The 21,630-nt window shown below is 68.3% G+C and carries 20 protein-coding genes; 5 read left to right on the top strand and 15 right to left on the bottom strand.

Annotated features, from left to right (window positions below; all coding sequences use genetic code 11):
• The first annotated feature begins 1 nt into the window (after window position 1).
• Window positions 2–253, top strand: a complete 252-nt coding sequence (gene csrA / locus M4D53_RS17500; protein WP_025104370.1) for a carbon storage regulator CsrA — start codon at window positions 2–4, stop codon at window positions 251–253.
• Here csrA and M4D53_RS07365 read toward each other — a convergent pair.
• Window positions 250–1,938, bottom strand: coding sequence for a 2-isopropylmalate synthase (locus M4D53_RS07365; RefSeq protein WP_490096424.1), 1,689 nt, complete (start codon window positions 1,936–1,938; stop codon window positions 250–252). The genes csrA and M4D53_RS07365 overlap by 4 nt on opposite strands.
• 278 nt (window positions 1,939–2,216) lie before the next feature.
• Here M4D53_RS07365 and M4D53_RS07360 point away from each other — a divergent pair, with 278 nt between their 5' ends.
• A complete protein-coding gene (locus M4D53_RS07360; RefSeq protein ID WP_187663392.1) occupies window positions 2,217–2,885 on the top strand; it encodes a FadR/GntR family transcriptional regulator in 669 nt (222 codons plus the stop codon).
• A 15-nt stretch (window positions 2,886–2,900) separates the two neighbouring features.
• On the opposite strand, the gene M4D53_RS07355 is transcribed toward M4D53_RS07360, so the two are convergent.
• The 8 genes from M4D53_RS07355 to coaA form a co-directional block, all read right to left on the bottom strand.
• Window positions 2,901–4,037, bottom strand: coding sequence for a hypothetical protein (locus M4D53_RS07355; RefSeq protein WP_259953057.1), 1,137 nt, complete (start codon window positions 4,035–4,037; stop codon window positions 2,901–2,903).
• Window positions 4,034–5,626 (bottom strand): sensor histidine kinase, encoded by a 1,593-nt coding sequence (locus M4D53_RS07350; RefSeq protein WP_259953055.1) that lies wholly within the window; start codon window positions 5,624–5,626, stop codon window positions 4,034–4,036. The genes M4D53_RS07355 and M4D53_RS07350 overlap by 4 nt, the downstream gene beginning before the upstream one ends.
• 209 nt (window positions 5,627–5,835) lie before the next feature.
• Window positions 5,836–6,681, bottom strand: coding sequence for a response regulator transcription factor (locus M4D53_RS07345; RefSeq protein ID WP_187663389.1), 846 nt, complete (start codon window positions 6,679–6,681; stop codon window positions 5,836–5,838).
• A complete protein-coding gene (gene tsaE / locus M4D53_RS07340; RefSeq protein WP_396817912.1) occupies window positions 6,678–7,172 on the bottom strand; it encodes a tRNA (adenosine(37)-N6)-threonylcarbamoyltransferase complex ATPase subunit type 1 TsaE in 495 nt (164 codons plus the stop codon). Before tsaE ends, M4D53_RS07345 begins: the two co-directional genes overlap by 4 nt.
• The gene (gene alr / locus M4D53_RS07335; RefSeq protein ID WP_259953053.1) at window positions 7,169–8,275 is read right to left on the bottom strand and encodes an alanine racemase; all 1,107 of its coding nucleotides are present in this window, start codon (window positions 8,273–8,275) and stop codon (window positions 7,169–7,171) included. The genes tsaE and alr overlap by 4 nt, the downstream gene beginning before the upstream one ends.
• Window positions 8,272–8,631, bottom strand: coding sequence for a holo-ACP synthase (locus M4D53_RS07330; RefSeq protein ID WP_187663387.1), 360 nt, complete (start codon window positions 8,629–8,631; stop codon window positions 8,272–8,274). The genes alr and M4D53_RS07330 overlap by 4 nt, the downstream gene beginning before the upstream one ends.
• Window positions 8,632–8,736: 105 nt before the next feature.
• The gene (glmS, locus tag M4D53_RS07325; RefSeq protein ID WP_187663386.1) at window positions 8,737–10,584 is read right to left on the bottom strand and encodes a glutamine--fructose-6-phosphate transaminase (isomerizing); all 1,848 of its coding nucleotides are present in this window, start codon (window positions 10,582–10,584) and stop codon (window positions 8,737–8,739) included.
• Between the two features lie 64 nt (window positions 10,585–10,648).
• Window positions 10,649–11,602: a type I pantothenate kinase gene (coaA, locus tag M4D53_RS07320; RefSeq protein ID WP_071327518.1), complete on the bottom strand. Its 954-nt coding sequence runs from the start codon at window positions 11,600–11,602 to the stop codon at window positions 10,649–10,651.
• Window positions 11,603–11,630: 28 nt separating this feature from the next.
• Between coaA and M4D53_RS07315 the strand changes: the two genes are divergently transcribed.
• Genes M4D53_RS07315 through M4D53_RS07305 form a run of 3 tightly spaced genes read left to right on the top strand, consistent with a single transcriptional unit; the run spans window position 11,631 to window position 13,788 of the window.
• Entirely contained in the window at window positions 11,631–12,566 is a 936-nt protein-coding gene (locus M4D53_RS07315) for a Ppx/GppA phosphatase family protein (RefSeq protein WP_259953048.1), read from the top strand.
• Between the two features lie 35 nt (window positions 12,567–12,601).
• On the top strand, window positions 12,602–13,078 hold the full coding sequence (locus tag M4D53_RS07310; protein WP_259953047.1) for a VanZ family protein: 477 nt from the start codon (window positions 12,602–12,604) through the stop codon (window positions 13,076–13,078).
• Window positions 13,075–13,788 carry an arsenate reductase/protein-tyrosine-phosphatase family protein gene (locus M4D53_RS07305; RefSeq protein ID WP_259953045.1) on the top strand — a complete coding sequence of 238 codons (714 nt, stop codon included), beginning with the start codon at window positions 13,075–13,077 and terminating at the stop codon, window positions 13,786–13,788. Before M4D53_RS07310 ends, M4D53_RS07305 begins: the two co-directional genes overlap by 4 nt.
• 41 nt (window positions 13,789–13,829) lie before the next feature.
• On the opposite strand, the gene M4D53_RS07300 is transcribed toward M4D53_RS07305, so the two are convergent.
• The 6 genes from M4D53_RS07300 to M4D53_RS07275 form a co-directional block, all read right to left on the bottom strand.
• Window positions 13,830–15,641 carry a DUF4012 domain-containing protein gene (locus M4D53_RS07300; RefSeq protein WP_259953042.1) on the bottom strand — a complete coding sequence of 604 codons (1,812 nt, stop codon included), beginning with the start codon at window positions 15,639–15,641 and terminating at the stop codon, window positions 13,830–13,832.
• A 125-nt stretch (window positions 15,642–15,766) separates the two neighbouring features.
• The gene (locus M4D53_RS07295) at window positions 15,767–17,047 is read right to left on the bottom strand and encodes an O-antigen ligase family protein (protein ID WP_259953041.1); all 1,281 of its coding nucleotides are present in this window, start codon (window positions 17,045–17,047) and stop codon (window positions 15,767–15,769) included.
• Between the two features lie 61 nt (window positions 17,048–17,108).
• The gene (locus M4D53_RS07290) at window positions 17,109–18,173 is read right to left on the bottom strand and encodes a glycosyltransferase (RefSeq protein WP_259953040.1); all 1,065 of its coding nucleotides are present in this window, start codon (window positions 18,171–18,173) and stop codon (window positions 17,109–17,111) included.
• The gene (locus M4D53_RS07285; RefSeq protein ID WP_259953039.1) at window positions 18,170–19,420 is read right to left on the bottom strand and encodes an oligosaccharide flippase family protein; all 1,251 of its coding nucleotides are present in this window, start codon (window positions 19,418–19,420) and stop codon (window positions 18,170–18,172) included. The genes M4D53_RS07290 and M4D53_RS07285 overlap by 4 nt, the downstream gene beginning before the upstream one ends.
• Before the next feature lie 10 nt (window positions 19,421–19,430).
• The gene (locus tag M4D53_RS07280) at window positions 19,431–20,504 is read right to left on the bottom strand and encodes a polysaccharide pyruvyl transferase family protein (protein WP_259953038.1); all 1,074 of its coding nucleotides are present in this window, start codon (window positions 20,502–20,504) and stop codon (window positions 19,431–19,433) included.
• Complete coding sequence (locus M4D53_RS07275; RefSeq protein ID WP_259953037.1) at window positions 20,501–21,487, bottom strand: glycosyltransferase family 2 protein; 987 nt, start codon at window positions 21,485–21,487, stop codon at window positions 20,501–20,503. The genes M4D53_RS07280 and M4D53_RS07275 overlap by 4 nt, the downstream gene beginning before the upstream one ends.
• Between the last annotated feature and the right edge of the window lie 143 nt (window positions 21,488–21,630).

The following is a 21,630-nucleotide window of genomic DNA, read 5'->3' as shown; positions in this document are numbered from 1 at the left end:
AATGCTGGTGTTGACGAGGCGGATCGGTGAGAGCGTACGCATCGACGGCGAGATCGAGGTCACGCTGCTCGACATCAAGGGCGACAGCGTGCGCATCGGCGTCAAGGCCCCGCGGGAGACCCGCATCCAGCGCACCGAGATCATCGAGGCCGTCGTCGCCGAGAACGTCTCCGCCGCCGCCGACACCGACGCGAGCGCCGCGGACGCCATCACCGCGGCACTCGCGCGCGGGCGCGAGAAGCAGACCCCCTAGGCCCGCTCGCCCCGCGGGGCGGTGGCGGAGCGCTCCGCCGCGTTCCGCACGGCGTGCAGGGTCGCGGTCAGCACGGAGCGGTCGCGCCCGGCCGCCCAGCCCGAGCGCACGCCGTCGCGATACTCGATCAGGGTGAGCGCTTCGCTCCCAGCCCCCGATCCGATGCTCGTCTGGTGCAGACTCAGGACTTCGACGGGCAGGCCGATCCCTGCGAGCGCCGTGCCCAGCGCCTCCACCGGACCGACGCCGTCATGGCGGGTCCGTGTCTCGACGCCGTCGGCGTGGAGCGTGATCGTCGTGCACCCTCCCGCGACCTCGGCCTCCGCTCGCAGCGTCGTCGGGCTCGTGCTCGCGAGGTAGGCGGCATCGAAGATGGCCCATACCTCCGCGGCCGAGACCTCGCGTCCCGTCTGCTCGGTGCGCTGCTGGACGTGACGAGCGAGGTCGATCTGCAGGCGCCGCGGCAGCTCGATCCCGTAGGCGTCCTCCAGCAGGTAGGCGATGCCGCCCTTCCCGGACTGCGAGTTGACGCGGATCACGGCGTCGTAGCTGCGGCCGATGTCCGCCGGGTCGATGGGAAGATACGGCACGCGCCATTCGATGTCCCGTTCCGCGCGGCCTTCCCTCGCAGCACGGGCGCGATGCTCCGCGAACCCCTTCCGGATGGCGTCCTGATGGGTGCCCGAGAAGGCGGTGTGCACGAGGTCGCCGGCATACGGGTGCCGCACATGGATGTCGATGCCGTTGCAGTGCGCGACGGTCCGGCGGATCTCGTCGATGTCGGAGAAGTCGATCATCGGATCGACGCCCTGCGCGTGGAGGTTGAGGGCGAGGGTCACGAGGTCGACGTTGCCGGTGCGCTCCCCGTTGCCGAAGAGGCACCCCTCGACCCGCTGCGCGCCGGCGAGGACGGCGAGTTCCGCGCAGGCGACGCCGGTACCGCGGTCGTTGTGCGGATGCACGGAGAGGATGACCCCGTCGCGACGCCCGAGGTTGCGGTGCATGTACTCGATCTGGTCCGCGTAGACGTTCGGGGTCGCGACTTCCACGGTCGCGGGCAGGTTCAGGATCACGGGACGCTCGGGGGTCGCGTCCCACAGGGTCGTCATCGCCCCGCACACGTCGAGGACGAAGTCCGGCTCGGTGAGGGTGAACACCTCGGGAGAGAACTCGAAGCGGACGTTGTCGAGGTCTCCCGCGAACCGCAGCACGTCCTCCCCTCCGGCGAGGATCAGCGCGATGAGCCCCTCACGGTCCTGTCCGAGGACGACGTCCCGCCACGTGGGCGCGGTAGCGGTGTACATGTGGATGACGACGGGATTGCGGATGCCGCGCACGGACTCCACGGTCCGTTCGATGAGTTCGCGTCGCGCCGGCGTGAACACCACGATCGTCACGTCGGCGGGAGCGAGGTCGGTCTCGGCGAGGAGCCGCACGAAGTCGTAGTCCGTCCGGGAGGCCGAGGGGTAGCCGACTTCGATCTCCTTGTAGCCCATGGCGACCATGAGCTCGAAGAACCGTCGCTTGCGGGACGGGTCCATCGGCTCGGCCAGCGCCTGGTTCCCGTCGCGGAGATCCACCGGGACCCAGAGCGGTGCCTGCGTCAGTCGCGCGCTCGGCCAGGTCGGGGTCTCCAGCGGAACGGCGACGCGGGAGTACACGTCTCGATAGCGGTTCGAGGGCATCTGCGAGGGCCGCTGCCGATTCCAGTGCGGAGCGTCGTCGGGCAGGACACCGGAGGGAGTCGAGAGGGTCGGGAAAGCGCGGGACGGGGTCATGGTCTGGTTCCTGTTCGGATCGCGGGGAGGGCGACCGACGCGTGCTGCGGCTCCACGACGAGGAGCCGGTCTGATCAGGCCCCGCCGTGGCGGCGAAGGAGGAGGAACCGGAGCGCGCGCATACGGGCACTCTACCACAACTCCTCAGACAAGCAGAGAAGTGCGTCGGATGCGAGAATGGGCCCATGACGACCGTGCGCCGCGAATCCCTCGCCGAACAGGCCGCCGAGCTCCTTCTCGCACGCATCGGAGCCGGCGAGTGGCAGGTCGGCGGCAAGCTGCCGGGCGAGACGACGCTCGCTCCGCAGCTCGGGGTCGGAAGGTCGACGGCCAGGGAGGCGATCCGGATCCTCGCGGGGCGAGGCGTGCTCGCCACACGCCAGGGCGCCGGGGTCTTCGTCACGGCCACGGAACCCGCCGCGAGTTGGGATGCCGTCCTCGATCGCGCCGACATCATCGCCGTCCTCGAGGCCCGCACCGCGATCGAGGTCGAAGCCGCGGCTCTCGCCGCCGAGCGCCGGACCTCCGCAGACCTGGACGAGCTGACGCGCACGCTCGCGGAACGTGACCGTCGTCGCACGGACGTCCGCGCGCACGTCGAGGCGGACATGGCCTTCCACCGCGCCGTCGTCGTCGCGTCCGGCAATCCCGTGCTGCGGGAGCTGTTCGACGGCTTCGCCCCCCGCTCGCTGCAGGCGATGATCGACATGCTGCGCATCCGCGGCCATCACGGCGACGATGCCGACCAGGAGGCGCACGCGCGAATCGGCGACGCTATCGTCGCGCGCGACCCGAGAGCAGCCGCCGCCCTGACGCGCGAGCACCTCGACACGACGAAGAGGCTGTTCGGCTGACGCCGGAGGGCCTGGTCACACGGCGGCCAGGTCCGACTCCTGCGCCCGCTTCCACTGATCCCCACCGGCATCGCGCGCCCGGCACGCCGCCGATGCCGCCGCCGCGACGAGAGCGTCGTAGTCGTACCCGGCGACGGATGCCGTCGCCCAGCCGATGCTCGCGGAGGAACGGATGCCGGTCGCCGGCGCGTCCAGGTCGATGATCGACACGGATCCCAGGATCGCCCGCAGATGGAAGCGCACCGCCTCGTCGCTGCCGTGGATGAGGACGATCGCGCGGTCGTCGGCGACCCGTTCCGCATCGGCGGTCGCCGGGAGCGCGTCGCAGATGTCCGCGTGGAACCGGTCCGCGATGCGTCGGAACCCGGCGCTGCTCGACGCCTCGCGGAGGTCGGCGGGATCGTCCAGGCGGACGTCGAGGACCGACCACGCGGGGTCCTTCTGCGCTGCCGCCTTGCGCAGACGATCCCTGGCACGGTTCGCGGCGCCGTCGGTCCCCGGCGGCGCGCTCTCCACCCGGACGAGGAGCACGAGCGTGAACGCCGCGCAGGTGCTCATGACGATCGTCCCCAGGGCGTTCACTCCGCGGAGCGCGCTGAGCTGCTCCTCGGTGCTCACGCCGCCGGAGACGAGGGCGGACCCCGCGCTGACGACGGCGACCACCACGAAGCCGCACGCGGCGAGCGCGAGCGGCAGGACGATGTCCCGCGTCGCCGCCTGCCCGCGCGTCAGCTCCCAGGCGAGCAGCCCGGCGAAGACCGCCATCGCCAGGAAGACGACGTGGAACACCGGCAGATACCAGCGCGTGCCCGCCGTCAGGATCAGGGCTGCGGGCACCCCGACGAGCGCGACGATGACCGGAAGCCAGGGTGCCGTGCGCTCGAAATGCATCCGCACGCCGATCCACACCAGCGGCACGAAGCAGACGACGATGGCGGACGCGGCCGCCCGCAGCACGGGGCTGCCGGTGTGGTGCCCGGCCAGCCACAGGTAGGCGCCGAGCATCCCGATACCGAAGGCGACCCCCCAGACGATGGTCGCCCTGCTCGGTCGGGCGAGAGTCGCGAGACCGACGACGACCGCGGTGAGCACGGTCACCACCGCCACCATGCTCGTGGTGACATCGACGCTCACGGGCACGAGCGGTGTCATACGGGGTCCTCTTTCGTTCGTCGGGGGAAACGGACGGTGACGGTGGTGCCGACGTCCACCTCGCTCGACACGAGGATGACGCCGCCGTGTGCGACCACGATGTCCCGCGCGATGCCCATGCCGAGCCCGGTACCGGGGATGCCGCCGCGCACGGCGCTGTCGGCGCGGAAGTACGGCTCGAACAGCCGCGGCAGCTCGTCCTCGGAGATGCCGATCCCCGTGTCCGCCACCGTGACCTCCGCATGGCCGTCGGACTCCACCAGCCGTACCGTGATGCGGCCGCCTCCCTCCGTGTACTTGGCGGCGTTGCCCAGGAGGTTGTCCACCACCTGACGCAACCGGAACGCGTCTCCCGTGATCACCACCCGCTCCGCCCCATCGAGCACGAGTTCCTGGCGCGCGGCGCCCATCAGGGGCGCGAACGATGCGGCGGACTCCTCCACGACCACGCGCAGGTCCACCGGCTCGAAGGGGTCGTGCGAGATCCGCCCCGTCTGAGCCTGCATGCTCGTGACGAGATCCTGCAGCCGCTCCCCGGCGTCCGCGATGACCTCGATCTGCGCCGGCACCCGGCCGGGGAGGTCGTCGCGCTCCCGCAGGAGCTCGACATGGCCGATGATCGCCGTGAGCGGGTTGCGCAGTTCGTGGGAGATCACGGCGGTCAGCGCCCGACGCTCCTCGGCGGCCTCGAGGAGGGCGGTGACGTCATCGATGACGACGAGGGTGATGCTCTCCCCCTCCCGGGCACTTGCGATGGGCTGGGTGGTCACGGCCAGGGCATGCCACTGCCCTGCACCGTCGTACAGCCACACCCGCTCCTCCCGCATCTGCTCCCCCGCGGCGGCTCGTGCCAGCGTGGTGCGCTCCGGCGTCAGAGCCGTTCCGCGCCGCGCGTCGTACTCGACGGAGGCCGACGGGAGCGCTGTGCCGAAGCGGTCGCGGCCGTACAGGGCGCGGTAGGCGTCGTTCATCTGCAGGACGCGGCCCGCGGAGGTGACCACCACCAGCGCGATGCCCAGCGCGTCGATGACCTGCGTGACGCGCTCCTGATTCGTCTCGGCCCGCTCCGCCGCCCTGTTCACCTGTTCGGAACGGCGCTGCAGGAGCCGCCGCGCCGCACCGGAGCGCTGGGCGCCGATACGGACGGTCACGCCGAGGAAGCTCAGGGTGATGACGACGGTGAGCACCCGGAGCAGTACGTCCTCCGGCGGCCCGGAGCGGTCCGCGAAGAACACGAGGCAGCCGCCGCTGAGGACGATGCCGACGAACACCCAGGGCATCGAGAAGTAGGTCGCCAACCAGACCACCGGGAACACCCAGAGGAAGCCGAGCCGGAGATCCGGCACGTTCGTCGTCAGTCCCACCCCGAGCACGTCCAGCAGCGGGAGGACGGTCACCGCCGTGCGCGGCAGGCGCCGCCAGGGCACCATGAGCGCCACCAGGGTGGTGACCACGATGAGGCCGATCCCCCCGATGAACAGCGGGATCGCGAGGGTCTGCGGCTTGAAGCCCGCGACCATCACCACGATGGCGACGATGCTCGCGGTGAACACCAGCTGCCACCGCCAGATCGAGACCGTGCGGATCATCAAGGCCCGCCTCCCGGTCGATCCTCAGCATTCACGCAAGATTACTCAAAGATCGTCACTTCGCGCTCTTCAGGTGGCCTTCCCGTCCTACGATTCTGAGTGGGAGCCGACGCTGCGACTGGGGATTTCGCAGAAGCTGGGGCCGCGCGAGTGGGGATTCGCAGGCATCCGGGGCCGCGGTGGGGGAGCCGCGGCCTCGACCCCTCTCCTCAGACGGGCCGGTCGTCGGAGGTCAGACGGTAGCCGACGCCGCGCACCGTCTCGATGTAGCGCGGGGCGTTCGGGTTGTCACCGAGCTTCCGGCGCAGATTGGCCATGTGCGTCTCGATGGCCCGCTTGTCCGGCTCGCTCACCCGGTCGAAGGCGTCTCCGGAGAGGCCGCGCAGCCCGCGTGCGAGGTCGGCCTTGCTGCAGACTCTGCGGCCGGCCTCGAGGAGCGCGGCGAGCAGATCGAACTCGGTGGGGGTGAGTTCGACGGGGCGCTGGGAGACGAGCACGAGACGCGTGTCGAGGTCGAGGCTGAGGTCGCGGTGCACGAGCCCTCGCCACGTGGCGACGGTGGCGTCGGCGGCGGCGATGACCGGCAGGGACGCGCTCGACGCCGCGGAGGCCGTCGAGACGGTGACCCGGGGCGGCGGGGCGCTCGCGGCCGCGGGCGTCCCCTTGTCCGCCGCGGACAGGCGGGTACGGCGGAGGAGCGCCTCGATCCGCGCCCGCAGCTCGCGCGGCCGGAAGGGCTTGACGAGGTACTCGTCGGCACCGGAGGTGAGGCCCAGCACCACGTCCGACTCCTCGGCGAGGGCGGACAGCATGATGATGAAGGTGTCGCTGACCCGTCGGATGCGTCGCGCGACCTCGAACCCGTCGATGCCGGGGAGGTTGATGTCGAGGGTGGTGATGATCGGGTGGTGCGCCGCCACTGCCGCGAGACCGTCCGGACCGGAACCCGCCAGCACGGTGCGGAAGCCCGCGGCGAGGAACACCTCGTCCAGGAGCGACCGCACACCGGGGTCGTCTTCGATGATGACCGCGACCAGCGGCGTCTCCCCCGTCACGCGCGCTCCTCGCGGGCGATCGTGACGAAGCGCGGCGCGTCGGCGTCCAGCTCCGAGGGGTCGAGGTCGTCCTCGTCGTCGCCGGCTCCGACGGGGCGTTCGATCTCGACGTCCCACCAGGCGTCGGCGAGCTCCTCCGCCATGCCGCGGCCCCACTCCACGACCACGACCGACCGCTCCAGATCGAGGTCGAGGTCGTCGAGTTCGGCGGCGGAGCCGAGGCGGTACGCGTCCACGTGCACGAGCGGCGCTCGGCCGACCAGGGACGGGTGGGTGCGGGCGATCACGAAGGTCGGGCTCTGCACGGGCCCCCGCACACCGAGTCCCTCGGCCAGACCCCGGGTGAACGTGGTCTTGCCCGCCCCCAGGGGTCCGGTGAGGATGAGCAGGTCGCCCGGTTCGAGCTGCTCGCCGATACGCAGCCCGAGCTGCTCCATCTCCTCGGAGGTGGCGATCCGCCGGCGTCCGAGGAACGCCGGGTCCAGGCTCACGTCGTCCTCCGCGGCACCCGGTGCCCGATGCGGGTGACGATCTCGTAGCCGATGGTGCCGGCGGCCTCGGCCCAGTCCGCGGCCGAGGGCACGCCGAGGGTCGGGTCCCCGAAGAGGATGACCTCGTCGCCGACCGCGACCGGGGCATCGCCGACGTCCACGACGAACTGATCCATCGCGATCCGTCCCACGTTCGTGTAGCGCCGCCCTCCGATGGACACGGGCAGTCGCCCCGAGGCGCTGCGGGGGACGCCGTCGGCATACCCCAGCGGCACGAGCGCCAGGGTGGTCTCCCGGTCCGTGCGGTGCACGTAGTCGTAGGAGACCCCGGTGCCGGCGGGAACGCGCCGCACGGCGGCGACCGCCCCACGAAGGGTCATGGCCGGACGCAGGCCCAGTTCCGCCGAGGAGCGGTCGTCGAAGGGCGAGAGGCCGTAGGTGCCGATGCCGATGCGGACGGCGTCCAGTCGCGTCTCGGGAAGGTCGATGGCGGCGGCCGTGGCGGCGATGTGTCGGATCTCGGGTCGCACGCCGAGCGCGGCGGCCTGCGCCACCCCTTCCTCGAATCGGGCGAGCGCGGCACGGTCGTCGGCGGGCGAGGCGTTGGAGAGGTGGCTGAAGAGTCCCACGACCCTGACCCGTCCGATGCGCTCCAGGCGAGCGGCCTCCGCGAGCACCGTCCCCCAGCCGTCGGGGGCGATGCCGTTGCGGGACAACCCGGTCTCGAGCTTCAGGTGCACGGCGACCGGGCGGTCTCCGGATGCGGCGGCGGCCGCCGCCTGCAGCTGGTCGTATGACGAGATGCCGAGCTCGATCCCCTCGGCGGCCGCCTGGACGAAGCGCTCCCCCGGAGCGTGCAGCCAGGCCACGATCGGGGCGTGCACGCCCTGACGCCGCAGCTCCAGTGCCTCCGGGATCTCGGCCACGCCGAGGCGGGTGGCGCCGGCGGAGAGAGCCGCCACGGCGGCCGCGGCGGCACCGTGGCCGTACGCGTTCGCCTTCACGACGACGAGCACCTCCACGCCGGTCAGGCGACGGAAGTGCCGCACGTTGTCGGCGATCGCATCCAGGTCGATCGTCGCCTCGCGGAACGGGACGGTCACAGCGGGGCTCCTTCGGCGACGACGAACGCGGCGGCGAGACCGGCGTCGTGGGTGAGGGTGAGGTGCAGCGTGAGGATGCCGCGTTCCTCGACCACCGCGGCGGTGGATCCGGACAGCACGAAATGCGGCCGCCCTGAGGGCTCGGAGGCGATCTCGATCTCGGTCCAGTGCACGCCGTCGGAGCCGCCGAGGGCCTTGATCAGCGCTTCCTTCGCGGCGTACCGCGCGGCCAAGGACGGCAGCCGGAGCTCCCGTTCGGACGGGGCGAACAGCCGCTCCCGCAGACGAGGCGTCCTGGTCATCGTGCGCTCGAACCGCGGGATGTCCACGAGGTCGATGCCGGTGCCGATGATCACGCGTTCAGCCTACTCGGGCTTCCCCACCCACCCCGTTACGAACGCCCCACCCGTCTGCGTGCGCACGCAGAGGGGTGGGGCGAACAGAACAGGGTGGGTCGGCGGTCACTCCACCGTGACGGACTTCGCGAGGTTGCGCGGCTGGTCCACGTCGAGGCCCTTCGCGGTCGCCAGCGCCATCGCGAAGATCTGCAGCGGGACGACGGCCAGCAGCGGCTCGAACATGGGGCCGGCGAGCGGGATGTGGATGACCTCGTCGGCGAAGGGCAGCACGGCGGCGTCGCCCTCCTCCGCCACCACGATCACGCGGGCACCGCGGGCGCGGATCTCCTGGATGTTGGAGACGACCTTGGAGTGCACGAGTGCCGAGTGCCGCGGCGACGGCACGAGCACGAACACGGGCTGGCCCGGCTCGATCAGCGCGATCGGACCGTGCTTGAGCTCGCCGGCGGCGAAGCCCTCCGCATGGATGTAGGAGATCTCCTTGAGCTTGAGCGCCCCCTCGAGCGCGATCGGGTAGCCCACGTGGCGACCGAGGAAGAGCACCGAACGGGTGTCGGCCATCCAGCCCGCGAGCTGGGTCACGTGCTCGTGCTCGCTCTCCAGCACCTTCGCGACCTTCTCCGGCAGCGCGGCGAGCTCCTCGACATCGGTCGAGGCGTCGGCCACGACGCCGCGGACTCGTCCCATGTGCAGGCCGAGCAGGAGCAGCGCCGTGATCTGGGCGGAGAACGCCTTGGTCGAGGCGACGGCGACCTCCGGGCCGGCGTGCGTGTAGACGACGGCGTCGGACTCGCGCGGGATCGTCGCCCCCTGCGTGTTGCAGACGGACAGCGTGCGGGCACCGCGCTCCCGGGCGTACTTCACGGCCATCAGCGTGTCCATGGTCTCGCCGGACTGGCTGATCGAGACGACGAGGGTGTCCGCGCCGATGACGGGGTCGCGGTACCGGAACTCGTGGGCGAGCTCGACGTCGACCGCCACGCGCGCCCACTGCTCGATCGCGTACTTGCCGACGAGGGCCGCGTAGGAGGCGGTGCCGCACGCGGTGATGATGACGCGGTTGATGCCGACGAACAGGTCGTCGAGACCGTCCAGCTCCGGGATGACGACCTGACCGTCGCGGATGCGGCCGCGGATGGTGTTCGCGACGGCTTCCGGCTGCTCCGCGACCTCCTTGGCCATGAAGCTCGACCATCCGCCCTTCTCGGCGGCGGCGGCGTCCCACGAGACGTCGAACGGCTCGGCGGCGACGGGCGTGCCGGCGAAGTCGGTCACGGTCACCGCGTCGGGGGTGATCGAGACGATCTGGTCCTGACCGATCGCGAGGGCCTTGCGGGTGTGCTCCACGAAGGCGGCGACGTCGGAGCCGAGGAAGTTCTCCCCCTCGCCCAGGCCGATCACGAGCGGCGAGTTGCGGCGAGCGCCGACGACGAGACCCGGGTGGTCCTGGTGCATCGCGAGGAGCGTGAAGGCGCCCTCGAGGCGGTTGACGACGGCGCGGAACGCGAGCGCGAGGTCGCCCCCGTTGCCGGCGTACTCGCGGCCGAGCAGAGCCGCGGCCACCTCGGTGTCGGTCTCGCTGCGGAAGGCGACGCCGTCGGCGAGGAGTTCGTCGCGCAGCGCGGCGAAGTTCTCGATGATGCCGTTGTGGATCACCGCGAGCTTGTCGTCGTCGGCGAGGTGCGGGTGCGCGTTGACGTCGGTCGGGCCGCCGTGCGTGGCCCACCGGGTGTGACCGATGCCGGTCGTGCCGTCGGCGAGGGGTGCATCGCCGAGCGAGTCGCGAAGCATGGCGAGCTTGCCCGCCTTCTTGCGCATGCCCAGCGTTCCCTCGCCGTCGATCACGGCGATGCCCGCGGAGTCATAGCCGCGGTACTCGAGCCGGGCGAGGCCGGCGAGAAGGATGTCCTGGCTGGGCCGCGGGCCCACGTATCCGACGATTCCACACATGGGGATAAGGGTAAGCGGGAATTTTTGCGAGTCGTCCGAACAATAGGACGCCCGCCAGGGCGGCTCAGAGCTTGCGCAGCAGCACGCTCTCCACGTCGTGATCCGCGCCCTTGCGCAGAACAAGCCGCGCGCGGTGCCGCGTGGGCATGACGTTCTCGACGAGGTTCGGCATGTTGATCTCGTTCCAATATCCCAGTGCGGTGGTGATCGCCTCCTCATCGGTGAGGTGCGCGAACACGTTGAAGTAGGACGACGGGTTGCTGAAGGCCCCCTGCCGCAGCGCGAGGAACCGGTCGACGTACCACTTCTCGATGTGCGCGGTGTCGGCGTCCACGAAGATCGAGAAGTCGAAGAGGTCGCTGACGGCGACGTCGTTCGGCGCGGGCGGAGGCTGCAGGACGTTGAGCCCCTCGACGATCACGACGTCGGGGCGGCGCACCACGACGTGCGCGTCCGGCACGATGTCGTAGCGCATGTGGGAGTAGAACGGCGCCCGCACCTCGGGCGCTCCGCTCTTGACCTCCGTGAGGAACTCGATCAGCGCCCGGCGGTCGTACGACTCCGGGAAGCCCTTGCGGTCCATGAGGCCCCGGCGCTCCAGCTCGGCGTTCGGGTAGAGGAAGCCGTCCGTCGTCACCAGCTCCACGCGCGGCGTCCCCGGCCACCGGCTCATCAGCTCGCGGAGGAGCCGGGCGATGGTCGACTTGCCCACGGCCACGGAGCCGGCGACACCGACGACGAAGGGCGTGGTCGTGTCGTCCTCCTGGAGGAACGACGAGGTGGCCGCACCGAGCTGCTTCGTCGCGCTCGCGTACAGGCTCAGCAGCCGGCTCAACGGGAGGTAGACCTCACGGACCTCGGTGAGGTCGAGACGATCGCCGATCCCCCGCAGCTCCACGACCTCGGTCTCGGTGAGGGGCTGGTCGAGTCCGGCGGCGAGACGCGCCCACTCCGCGCGCCCGATCTCCCGGTACGGCGACAGCGGCAGCGTGGGGTCGGCGGTGGTCACGTCGTCCATCGTAACCGCGCGCGAGTATCCTCATCCCGTGCGCCTGGGAGTCCTCGACATCGGATCCAACACCGTCCACATGCTCGCCGCCGACGTACGCCCGGGCGGACGACCGCTCGCGACCACGAGCGACCGGACCGTGCTGCGCCTCATGCGGTACCTCACACCGGACGGGGCGATCGCGGAGGACGGCGTGCAGGCCCTGGAGACCGCTGTCGCGCAGGCCCGCCGGGTGGCGGAGGCGGAACGCGTGGACGCGCTCCTCGCCACGGCCACGAGCGCCGTGCGCGATGCCCGCAACGGAGCCGAGGTGATCGCGCGCATCGAGGCCGTCCTGGGTCAGCCGCTCCAGGTGCTCGATGGGGAGACCGAGGCCGCGCTCACCTTCCTCGCGGTGCGGCGCTGGTTCGGGTGGTCCGCCGGCCAGCTGCTGCTCCTCGACATCGGCGGCGGCTCCCTGGAGATCGCCGCGGGCGCCGAGGAGGTACCGGACGTCGCCGCCTCCGTGCCGCTCGGAGCCGGGCGCATGACGGTGCAGTTCCTCCCGCAGGATCCGCCGGGTGAGGACGATGTGGAGCGGCTGCGGGCACACGCCGCAGCGACTCTCGACGCGGTCGTCCCCCGGTTCCATGCCCTCCCCCGTCCGGACCACGTCGTGGGGTCCTCCAAGGCGATCCGTTCGCTCGCACGGTTGGTCGGCTATCCCGTCCCCGGCTGGTCGGGTATCGAGCGGATGCTGCTCCCCCGCGAGGCGCTCGGGTCGTGGATCCCGCGGCTCGCGCGCCTTCCCGCCTCGGCGCGCCAGGAGCTCCCGGGGATCACGCCCGACCGGACGTTCCAGATCGTGGCGGCCGCGGTGTCGCTGCATGCTGCGATGAGCGCACTGGGGGTGGAGGAGCTGGAGGTGTCGCCGTGGGCGCTGCGCGAAGGAGTGCTGCTGCGGTACATCGAGCAGCTCGGGTCGCGATCCTGAGAGGGCTGCTCCGGCGGCGCGGATAGCATGACGCCATGACCCCGACCCTCGCCACCCGTGCCCCGCGCGGCTGGGTGGCAGCCCGCGTCGCCCTGGTCGGCTACCTGCTGTTCGTGGGCTTCACCGTCTGGCTGCCCGCGGCCGTGTCGTCCAAGGTCACGGGTCTCGTGGGCGTGATGGCCCGCTGGGTCGCGGAAGCCGGCATCGCGCCCTACCAGCCGAGCGCCGTGGTGCTGGAGATCCTGGCCAACGTCGCCCTCTTCGTCCCTGTCGGGCTGTTGCTGCCCTTCGCCTGGCCACGGCTTCGACTCTGGCAGGTCACGCTCGCCGGTGGTCTGCTGAGCGTCGTGATCGAGACGGTGCAGGGCTTGATGCCGTCCCGGTTCCCCACGCTCAGCGACGTGATCGCCAACACCACCGGCACCTTCCTCGGAGCCGTCGTGGCGACTCTGCTGCTGGCCCTGTTGTCACGCGGTCCGGACGGACCGAGGGACCCTAGGCTGGCTTCGTGACCCTCCCTCCCCTCGACGGCCCGCCGGCCGGCATGAGCCGCAGAGAGTGGCGCGAGCAGCAGGACCAGCCCGCGCCCACCGCCGTCCCCGAGAACGGCGTCAGTCCGATCGCCCCCGCCGGCGAGACGCTGACCATCCTGACGGTGTGCACCGGGAACATCTGCCGCTCTCCCCTCGCCGAGGTGCTGCTCCGACAGCGGCTCGAGCCGCTGGGCGTCCGCGTGCACAGCGCCGGGACGCACGCGCTCGACGGGCACGGCATGCCGGAGGAAGCCCTCGAACTCGTCACGCAGGGCGGCGCCGACTCGACGATCGCCCTGGCCCACCGCGCCCGGTACCTCGTCGAGCCGTACATCGCTGAGGCGGACCTCGTGCTGACGATGGCGCGGGAGCACCGTTCCGCCGTCGTGAAGATGATGCCGGCGGCTCTCCGACGCACGTTCACGCTGCGCGAGTTCGCACGGCTCGCCTCGACGCTGAGCACCGACGAGGTCCAGGACGCCGCCCGGGGGGACGGAGCGCTGCGCGACCGGTTCGCCGCCGTGCTCCGCGCCGTCGGGGATCAGCGCGGCCTCACCCCCGCACGGCCGGAGGACGACGACGTCGTCGATCCGTACCGCCGTTCGCGGGAGACCTACGCGCTCTCGGGTGCGCAGCTCACCCCGGCGCTGGACGAGGTCGAGCGGATCGTCCAGGCGGCGCTTCGCTGAGACGACGGCGAATCCCGCACCACCTCATCCGATCGAGTACGTCACGGTGCACAGGTCGAGGTCTCGACGGGCGTCTCCCTTGTCATAGGGGTGTGCCAAACTTCCAGCTCGTCGCCGTCACCAGCGACACCATCAAAGGTCACGTCGACGGTGTGCTCGCTGACGAACCTGTTCAGCACTTCAACCTTGACCGCGGGACGACCGAGGTGCTGGCCGACCGCGAGCGGAGTCACAGCACTGCCATCCACCGCAGCACTCACGAACGAAGACCCCACCGGGCCGTAGAGGACGACATAGCTGCTGATCTCACCCGGGGCGAAGTACGGTCCGGTGATGTAATACGGCAGGCGTGAGGCTTCTGCTTCGTCGAGCGAGGATGCCAGCGTGACGGACGCTCGCGCCTGCCCTCCCCCGAGACACGCCGCGATGCTCATGTCGAGGTAAAAGCTCTTCTTCGAAGCCGTGTTGTCGTTCACATAGACACCAAGCAGAGGCTTTTCATCCGCGGGCATCTGTCCCGCCATTCGGGTAGTCCCGATCAGCGCCATCTCGTCCGGGTCCGCGCTGGAATAAAGCAGGCGCCCCTCGTCCACCGCGCGAGCGAGGGCACTGATCATGGCCGTCGGCGAGCCTGCGCCATTCGTGAGCGCAGTGAAGACGGCGTCCGCCGCCGACCCGAAGAAAGCATTCTGCATGAGTGGGTCTTCGTATCGGAAGTACGCTTCGTTCAGCAGCAGCGGCACCGCGTTTTCCGCGGTCAGTGAGTCGCCGGTCGGCAGGCTCACCGGTCCCGTGACCGCGAGCAGGTATGAGAGCGCCACCGGATCCATGGATATGTAGGCATCCACATCCGTCCCCACATCCCGGTTCCACCAACCCTGAAGGATCCCGGCGGCCGTCGGGAAATCCGGCACCATCGTGAAGTCGGGGGTGTAGCGGCCGATTTTATCCCCGTAGATCGTGACGGCCTCGGGATCTAGCGAAACGACCGGCTCCTCGGTCGGCTGGTGGAAATCCGAGCTGTCCACATGTTCCGTGATCGCAATCGCGCCGTTGTCGACACGGATCACGATGAACACCGCCGCGTTGCCGGCGAGACTACGCGCCTCCGAATTGCCCTGGAACATGACCAGGTAGTTGCGGGGCCCATTCGCCCCCAGTGCCTCGGGGAGGACGCCCAGGACGTCGTGAATAGGGGAGAGTGTCTCGTCAAGCCGTGCCAGCGCGCCGTCTAGCCTTGCGACGCCCGCAGCCACCTGATCGATGAGCCCGCCAGTGTGGATGGCACCGATCCTCGCAGTTGCCCGGTCAACCTCCGCCACGATGCCGTCGACAAGCGACGAGAGCCCCCCCAGCGCAGCGACGTCGATTCGCCCTCCGCTCGGGGTGAGTGCAGAGAGGTCGAGCTGCGTGGCAGGCGTCACGGCCTCTGCTACGAGGGAATCCGTCAGCTCCGCGACCTCCCGCACAGCGGTGAGGTTCGAGCCGATCCAAGGCACCCACTCCCCCATCGCCCACAGCCGTCCTTGGGTGGGCGCCACCGCAGCCGACGTCTCCTCCGCCAGACGCGCAGCCGCTTCCGATGCCCCAGCAGTGTTCTGAGACAGGATTGACTCTTGCACCGTCGACACCTCGGCCATCGCCGCCTCCAGGTGGGACCGAGTCGTCATCGCACGCTCATAAAGCTGCACGGCGGCGACCACCGCGGCGGTGACCAGCAGGATGAGGGCAATGACCAACGCGATCCAAATCCAGCGCCGACGACGGCGCGGCGGACGTGTCTCCACAGCGGGGGCCTCCGTGAGAGTTCGCGCTTCACGGCGCGTGCGGGGTCCGGGCTGTTCCTGATGCATGTCGTCCATTCAATCAGCAGCGAAGGCAAGGCTAGACCGCGCTAGGAGAGACTTCCTGGATACGTCACATCGCGACACTGCGTCTCTTGCTCAGGGCTCTCGCGCGGGTTCGACTGGCGGGGAGTTCACCCGGCCCGTGATCGCTCATGCGTCACAAGTTCGGTCGTTCGACTCGACGCTGCCGTGTCTTGAACGGATCGAAGCGCCAGCATCAGCACAGCGATCACGGCGGCCGCTTTCACAGCGTAGAAGCCGGCGTAAAGCATGGAAGATGCGAGCAGTGCCCAGATGGGGTATTGCCACTCGGTCCCCCGCAGATAGATCAGCAGCCCCACGATGAGCGCGAAGATCATCGCACTCACGATGATGCCAGAGCTCACGAGCGTCTCCACCAAGAAGTTGTGCGGAGCGGTTCCTTCGTAGTCGGCGTAGCCGACGCCGAGGAGGAGATTGATGTCCGATGCGGTCATGACCTCCCACGCGTGCTGGAACGTCTCGAATCGCCCGTTGTCATCGAAGAACCCTTCCCTCCCGCGCGCAGAGGTCGCGTACAAGTTGTACATCCACCATGCGAGGATGCCTGCAGGGATGATGGCGAGGCGCGCTCCGAAGCGGCGTGCGCCCTTCGGAGGGAAGAGGATCGCCAGGCCGAGGATTGCCGCTCCGACGATGATCCCGGTTCGAGAAGAGTTCACCACGATCGCAAAGGAGGAGACCACCGCGAGTACGATCGCCATCTTCCATCGCCCACGGCGCCAGAGGGTGGGAGTCAATACGATCCCGATCGCTAAGAGACCAGAGAGGACGCTGTAGGCGGATACGGTGAGATCGTAGGTGACGCGTTCGACGAAGAAGCTGATCGACCCCAGCGAGACTCCCCATCGGCTGTGCAGCTGCCACTGAGCGATCACTCCGACGGCGATTGCAAGTTGCGTCGATGCGAGCACTCCGAGCAACCGATCGACCGCATCCCGACCGAGAGTGGCTGCGGTCCATCCCCGCGCTTCATAAACGAGGATGGCAGGCACGACGAACATCAGGAACTGCGCGATGTAGTACCAGCCCTCGGCCCCATCCGCTGAGGATAGTCCGGTAAGGATGCTGAAGGCGAGAACAGTGAAGAGCGCCACCGCCAGCAGGGGGGAGAATCTTCGAATCTGCGGCACGACCATCACCATGAGCACCAACAGGAGCACGGTGGTCCAGGACGCGACGTGGTGCAGGCCAGGCAGTATCGGGAGCGCATAAAGCGGCATCGTGAGAACGAGCATGGCCAGGAGCTTCTCGAGGGGTGTACGCCGTGGGCGGAGTCCGACGATCAACAGGGAGACGATGACTGTCGCGAACCCCGCCGCCGGCGAAGCGAGGTAGGCCATGATGTTCACGAACGCGAGGATGAATGCCACGCCAGTCCCCCCCGCATGATCTGGATTATGTTGATAAGTCTAGGCCGCGATAAGTCGCCCGTTAGCGACTGGATCCGACCTCCCTGATGACGCTCTTGTACACCGCGTAGTTGGCTTCGAACGAGTTCGACATGGTGAATCTGCGGGAGTTCGCCAGTGCACCGGCGACAAGACGCGCATACTGCGACGGCTCGATCGCCGCGCGCACGCGCGCTGCGATCTCCTCCGGCGTAGCCGAACCGAACAAGAGACCGGAGCGACCCTGTAGGACCACATCGTCAAACCCCTCGACCGCCGGCCCTACAACCGGCAGACCCGCCGCTTGAGCTTCGGCTGCCACGAGGCCGAAGCCCTCATACTTGGAAGTGGAGAGCAGGAGCGTATAGCTGCTCAGTAGCGTATGCACATCCTTGACGTTGCCCAACAGGCGAACCCGAGACTGCAGGCCCGCCTTCACGATCTGCGTCTCGAGTTCCCGCCGCAGCGGTCCTTCGCCCGCGATATCGAGCGTGGCGTCCGGCAACAGCCGCATCGCCTCAATAGCAACCGCGTGCTGCTTCACCTCGGTCAGGGAACCGACTGATAGAAGTCGTACCCCGCTGCGGTGGGTTCTCGTGTTCACCGCGTAGAACTCATCGGCCACACCGTTCAGCGCCGTGACGACACGAGTTCCGCTTCCTATCCCTGCTGCGTGCTGGCGAAGCCGCCGCTCAACCCCCGGGCCGATCGCGACGACCCGATCGTAGTTGTTGTATGCCCACCGCTCGGGAAGCCGATAAAGGCGCCGGCCCATCCGGCGGTTATGTGTGCTGTGCTCGGTGAACACCTTCGGGCCCCCGAGCGTCGCCGCCCAGTACATCGCGGGAAAGAGGTGCACGTGTACGACGTCCGCCCCGACGGTGAGGTTACGAAGCCGTACGAGGATCCGGGGGTCGCGGAGCGAAGTCGCTGCCACCGCGATAGGGATGCCTCGCTCGTCGGCGATGCGCCGAGGCATTCCCTCGGTGTCCGCGAGAACGACCACCCGGACATCGTGCCCGCGCCGCACGCCGTGAGTGGCGAGCTCGACGACCATGCGCTCGGCGCCGCCCGTCGCCAAGGAGTTGATGACATGAACGATCTTCATGCCGCTTGGCCGCCTTCCCTTTCATGCGCGCGCAGCACGTGGAAGCCCCAGCACCAGGTCACTAGGTCCGACAGCGCAAGGGCGCTGTAAATCAACCACAGAGACGGAATGAGTTCCATCCCGCTAACAAGTGCGAGGCTAGCAGCCGCTGCCGCGAGAACGACCCTGGCCAGTTCTAAGACGATGGACGCCACGCCGCGCTGAAGCAACTGTGTGAGATTCCTCGTTGCGGACACGACCAAGCGGGTCATCACCACAACTGACATCACCTGCGCGACTTCACCGGCAACGGTCCAGTTCTGCCCGAACAGCAACGTCAGTCCCCACGGCGCCATCAACGCGAGGAACGCCCCGATGAAGAGGCCGACGACTGCAAGCGCGAGCGACGTCAGCAGGTAGCGACGAACGATACCTCCAGAGCGCGCGCGCAAAGATCGCGCGAGTTCGCTCTCGAACACAGTGCCAACAGCCAAGCCGAGTAGCGTCACCGGAATCGCGACAATACGTTCCGCCATCCCGACAACCCCTGCCGCGCCGAGACCGAAGGATGCCGCGCTGAACAAAAGCGGAAGTTGCTGCGCAAATAGCGTCATGCACGCAATGGGCATAAAAATCACAGGGAACCTCCAGTAGGCCCGGAGACTCGCGACAGCCTTGGCCGCGGACGCCCGTCCCCCCAAACGTCGGGCATACGGGCTCAGTACGGCTACGCCGACCGCGGATCCGGCAAGAGCGCCTCCAATGAGCCCTACTGAGGTGAGCCGCCCGATACCGAACGCGAACTGGGCCGCCGTGCTCGCCACGGACTGTACGGCGGTGCGCACGCCGATGGATCCGTAGTCGCCCGCACGCGAGGCCAACGGAACCAACAGCGCGATGGCAGCTGAGGTGAGCATGAGCACTCCGACCAGAACCGAGACGGTAGGATCCCGATGGAAAGTGCCCAGAAGCCACGTGCCAGCTCCCGTGGCCGCCGAGACGGCGAACGCAACAGTGAGCGCCGCCCACAGCAACGACTTGGTCGTCGAGTCGAGGCGGGGAAGCAGCATCGCGCGGTCGAGCCGCAGCACGGCGACCGGGAGCCCGAGCGCGACGACCGTAAGAGCAAGGGAGTAGACGCCGAACTCTTCCGGAGAGTAGAGGCGCGCTAGGAAAGGTAGCGCCACGAAGGTGATGATTTGTCCCGCAAACGTTCCTCCGCTGATCAGGAGCGCGTTGCGCGCGCCCGTGAAGCGTATGTTCCTCATTCCTGGAGTCTCACCGGACGTCGCCGCGCATCGCGAACTCCGCCACCGCCGCATCGAGCTGTGAGAAGTCCAGCACCGGCGGCTGCGCGCCCGCCCGGCCGATGACGACTACTTCTTCGGCGAGGAGCCGCAGAGCATCCGCGTCCTGGCTCTCTGCGAAGCGGATGTATGGACACGACTCCCGCAACCAGTCCTCATACGTGCCGACGATCTTGTGATTCGTGTTGGGAAGTACGACACAGGGTGTACCTGTCACCGCCGCAAAGATCATGCCGTGCAGTCGATCGGTAATCACGACCTGGGCCGATCGGTATTGTTCCATCATTTCCTGAACTACGGCCGACGGCGACAGACCGCGCTGCGGTTCGAAAGACACTTCGTGATCCTGCACCACAACCGCCCCGGAGATCGTTTCGGCCAGAACCAGAATCCTCTCGTGGTCATCATCGGTCAGGCTGCGTTCACCATCCGCCCGCAGCACTACGAGGGCGTGAGAGCGCTGCGCCTCCGCATTCGTGAGGTTCGTTTGCGAGAGGACGATATCGGGCGCGTACCCCACATCACCGCCGAAGATCTCCTCGACAATCTTCATACTCGTCCGTTCTCGCATAAAGAGCCGAAGGGACGAGTGACTGCGGAAGGCGGCGCGCTCTCTACGACCGAATGTCCTCTTCGCGTGCTCGGAACTGTAGATGATGGACTGCGGGAAGGAGATGATGGGGAGACGTTGAAGGTAGCGAATGGCAAAGACTCGGCCGAAGTGGGCACGTGGGTAGAGGTCGCCCGTACTGCCACCGCCTACAAGGAAGACGATGTCACCCTCGCGCGACCGCTTCTTGATCGACCGTAGCCATGCATATGTCTCGGTCAGCGGAATCGAGACAATGTCATACTCGGGAAGCCTGCTTTCAAGGTAGGCGACCTCGGCGACCCCAATGGCGAGGTCGCCGACGTTTCCATAATCGGGCGTGAGGAGAAGGAATGCCGTGGGACGCTCATCGCGACGGACGAAGGTCCGCCCTGCACGCCATGTCGCGGCCCGTTGGTAAAGGGGAATCAGGCTGTGCTTGATTCGTCGAATCATCGAACACTCCTCAAAGTCGTTCGCAAGGAGCTCGCGATGCTGCGAGCCCGCATGAACATCCACAATGACGGCAAGCCGGGGTACGAGGCCATCACCGTGAGCTTCTGCATTGCCGGGACACCCGGGTAGGCGAGGGCATCGCGGCGATACTCGCGCAACGTACCGAGGACGACGGGGTCCAGATTTCGCAACTCCGCGACACGCGGAACCTGCGAGACGATGAACGCGCACTCCATAACTGCCCTGACCTGGGCGGCACCTACGAGGCTCCGCTCCTCTCTGCGGCAAAACTCTACGGCCTCTTCGGCGAACCTCACTGCCTGTACGCGGCGACCGTAATCGGCTCGACCTGTGATGCTGCTCGATCGCTGGACGTAGAAATAGCCGACGCCGTGGATGACCGCCGTCGCCCGGGACCGCGCGATCAACCGATAGGTGACGGGGAGATCTTCATGGATCGCTCCCCGTGGGTACTCGATTCCTTCGAAAGCGCTTCGTCGATACATCTTTCCCCAGGCGCTCGTCGTAAGCCCGTTTTGGAGGAACAACCGCTCGAGAGCTTCCTCGCGTGCGAGCACTTCGTAGCCAACTCCTGACCGCGTCGCCGAGGTGTCCTCGAATCCTTCCCTCACTCGGAGAAATCCGATCGTGGAAAGGTCCGCTTCCGTCTTGAGCAGGGGGCCCATCAGGGATTGCACATAATGCCGCGCCACGAGGTCATCGCCATCGACGCATGTGATGAACTCGCCCCACGCGTTCTGAATACCGTGGTTTCGAGCGTCAGACAGCCCACCGTTTGCTTTGCTGAGCACGCGAACACGATCGTCGGTGAGAGCTATCCCTTCGCAGATGGAACGCGAGCAGTCTGTCGAACCGTCGTCCACAAGGATGATATCGAGGTTCCGATAGCTCTGTCGCAGGATGCTGCGCACGCATGCTTCGATGAGGGTCTCGATGTTGTAGACGGGGACGATCACCGACACCAACGGCGCACGTTCGTGGCGCGGGTCGGCCTGTCTATTGATCGAATGCACGGGTTATTCCGACTCGAGGCGGCGGCACGTCAGGCATGCCGATCGAGTGATGAGGGGGGCGAGAAACGGGGCAACGGGGCTCGAGGTCGGCG

The organism is Microbacterium meiriae (assembly GCF_025143875.1).
Taxonomy (GTDB): domain Bacteria; phylum Actinomycetota; class Actinomycetes; order Actinomycetales; family Microbacteriaceae; genus Microbacterium; species Microbacterium meiriae.
Note: the sequence above shows the minus strand (reverse complement) of the source record. Positions and strands in the feature narration are given on the sequence as shown.